Origin of the sequence: Vibrio sp. V19_P1S1T109 (genome assembly GCF_002241375.1) — a bacterium.
GTDB classification, from domain to species: Bacteria; Pseudomonadota; Gammaproteobacteria; order Enterobacterales; family Vibrionaceae; genus Vibrio; species Vibrio anguillarum.
Window position 1 is genome coordinate 2,132 of sequence record NZ_NDIM01000319.1, and the last position, 2,382, is coordinate 4,513.

Below are 2,382 nucleotides of genomic sequence, written 5' to 3' on the forward strand. Positions count from 1 at the left end.
GTCAACTCAAACCGTAAAACAGGCAAAGTTCTTTGCTTGCCTCAATCGGTTTTAGCGCTGGCGCGTTGTCAGTTTGGCAGGCGCAAAATGTGGAAAGGGCAAGTTTATCGAGCATTTTACTTTTGCTGAAGTTTTCGCTCGTTGAGTTTGTTTCATTCAAAAGCTTGGTTGGTTGTTGAAAGGTGGACTTTGTTTTGGCGGCTTATTTATCTCGGCTCCTACTTGGGTTGGTTCTTGAGCCACTCAACCATTGCAATTGTGGCTTTGGGTCGTGTAAATTCAGTTTATCTCATTGAATTTGCATAACAAACGGCTCAAGAGGGATTGCCAACGCGTGGCGACTTTAGTGCAAAATTGAAGTTCAGTGTTTACGGTGTGTTTTTTGAGTTCGGCGGTGCGTTGTCAACCCCTTAGCCGGGCGTTAGGCACAGGGTGGAAAATGGAACTACAGCAATTAAATAAGCACCAACTAAGATGCTTGCTCAGCCATACAGAGCTTGGTTCTGAATTGGCGTTTTGCGAAGACTCCGTGCCACCAAAGCATGTGCTAATTCGTTCTTATGAGCAGATTCAAAACTCAAAAGCTGAAGTTTGGTCATTACCTTACATGATGTCAGTGGACAATAATGTTGTCGGTTTCTGTGGCTTCAAAGATGAGCCGCAAGATGGTGAAGTTGAAATTGGGTACAACGTTTCGCCAGACAGACAAGGTCGAGGATTTGCAAAATTGGCAGTCAATCAACTTTGTCAGTTAGCGTTTAATATGGATTCAATTGAAAGTGTTGTGGCTTTGATTTCATCGGCGAACCTCGCTTCGTTGAATGTTGTGCGAGCTAACAACTTTGCTTTCATGGGCTTTGTTGTTGATAGCGACAATGAAGAATTGGAAAAATGGGTGCTAAAGCGGGCATCCTGTGCCTAACAAACGCCTCAAGAGGGACTGTCAACGCGTGGCGTTTCCAGTCCCAATGAGCCGCGGTGGTTACGGTTGTTGTGTTTAAGTTTGGTGTTATGCGTTGCCAGCCCCTTAGGCGGGCGTTAGCTGTATACGATGAACAAGGAAGTAATGTGGTAGAAAACTATGAGACTCAATTTGTAACTTTCATTGAGTCTGAAATGGAGCAAGATTTGGCGCATGACTTAAACCATGTATTTCGTGTTGTCAAAATGGCCAAACTGCTGAGCAAAATTGAAGGTGCGATGCTTGAGGTTGTTTTACCTGCAGCGTATCTTCACGATTGTTTTTCATTTCCAAAGAATCATCCTAACAAAGCTGAAAGCTCTCGTATTGCAGCAGATAAGGCACTGGAGTTTCTTAATGAGATTGGTTATCCGAATGAATATCACGACGCTATAAAGCACGCAATTATTGCTCATAGTTTTAGCGGCAATGTTCAACCTGATACGCTTGAAGCAAAGATCGTACAGGACGCTGATAGACTCGATGCTCTAGGTGCAATTGGGATTGCTCGTTGCATTCAGGTGAGCACAAATTTAGGCGTGGGTTTATATGATGCAACTGACCCCTTTTGCGGCACACGTGAGCCGAATGATCGAGTGAATACGGTAGATCATTTCTACACTAAGCTATTTAAATTGCCTGAAATAATGCATACAGCGTCAGCAAAGGTAGAAGCTGAAAAGAGAATGAAATTTATGAAAGCTTACTTAATTCAGTTGGGAATGGAAATCGAGCCATACAGCTAACAAACGCCTCAAGAGGGACTGTCAACGCGTAGCGTTTCCAGTCCCATTGAGCCGCGGTGGTTTCGGCTGTTGTGTTTGAGTTTTGTGTTATGCGTTGCCAGCCCCTTAGGCGGGCGTTATATGTTTCATCAATTTAGGAGTTATCTCAATGTCTTATGCTGAGGCTAATTGTCTTTGTGGCGCGGTAAAAATTACGGCTGAAAACGTTAATCCTAAGTTTACTGTCTGCCATTGCCAATCATGCAGAACTTGGGGTGGAGCACCATTCTTTGCTGTGAAATGTGGCACTCAAGTAAAGATCGACGGTGATGATAAGGTTAAAATATACAAATCATCTTCTTGGGCTTCTCGTGGTTTCTGCTCTGAATGTGGAACTCATCTGTTTTACAAATTTAAAGAAACTGGTGAGTACAATATGCCAGTGGGTTTATTTCCAAACTTAAAAGACTTGGAAATGGACATGCAGTATTTTAGTGATATGCGCCCAAGTTATTACTGTTTTGCTAATGAAACCAAAGAAATGACCACAGAAGAAATCATGGCTTACTTCGCAGATAAGGTGTAAGCAAACATATAACAAACGGCTCAAGAGGGATTGCCAACGCGTGGTGGCTTTAGTGCAAAATTGAAGTTCAGGGTTTAGGGTGGTTTTTTGAGTTCGGCGGTGCGTTGTCA

General features: G+C 43.2%; 3 protein-coding genes. All 3 read left to right on the forward strand.

All coding sequences use genetic code 11. The features are described from left to right. Window positions 1–439: 439 nt before the first annotated feature. The 3 genes from B9J87_RS15385 (at window position 440) to B9J87_RS15395 (ending at window position 2,272) form a co-directional block, all read left to right on the forward strand. Window positions 440–922 carry a GNAT family N-acetyltransferase gene (locus B9J87_RS15385; protein WP_094151587.1) on the forward strand — a complete coding sequence of 161 codons (483 nt, stop codon included), beginning with the start codon at window positions 440–442 and terminating at the stop codon, window positions 920–922. Between the two features lie 146 nt (window positions 923–1,068). Further along, window positions 1,069–1,707 carry an HD domain-containing protein gene (locus B9J87_RS15390; RefSeq protein WP_094151589.1) on the forward strand — a complete coding sequence of 213 codons (639 nt, stop codon included), beginning with the start codon at window positions 1,069–1,071 and terminating at the stop codon, window positions 1,705–1,707. A gap of 148 nt (window positions 1,708–1,855) precedes the next feature. After that, the gene (locus B9J87_RS15395; RefSeq protein ID WP_094151591.1) at window positions 1,856–2,272 is read left to right on the forward strand and encodes a GFA family protein; all 417 of its coding nucleotides are present in this window, start codon (window positions 1,856–1,858) and stop codon (window positions 2,270–2,272) included. Window positions 2,273–2,382: the final 110 nt, after the last annotated feature.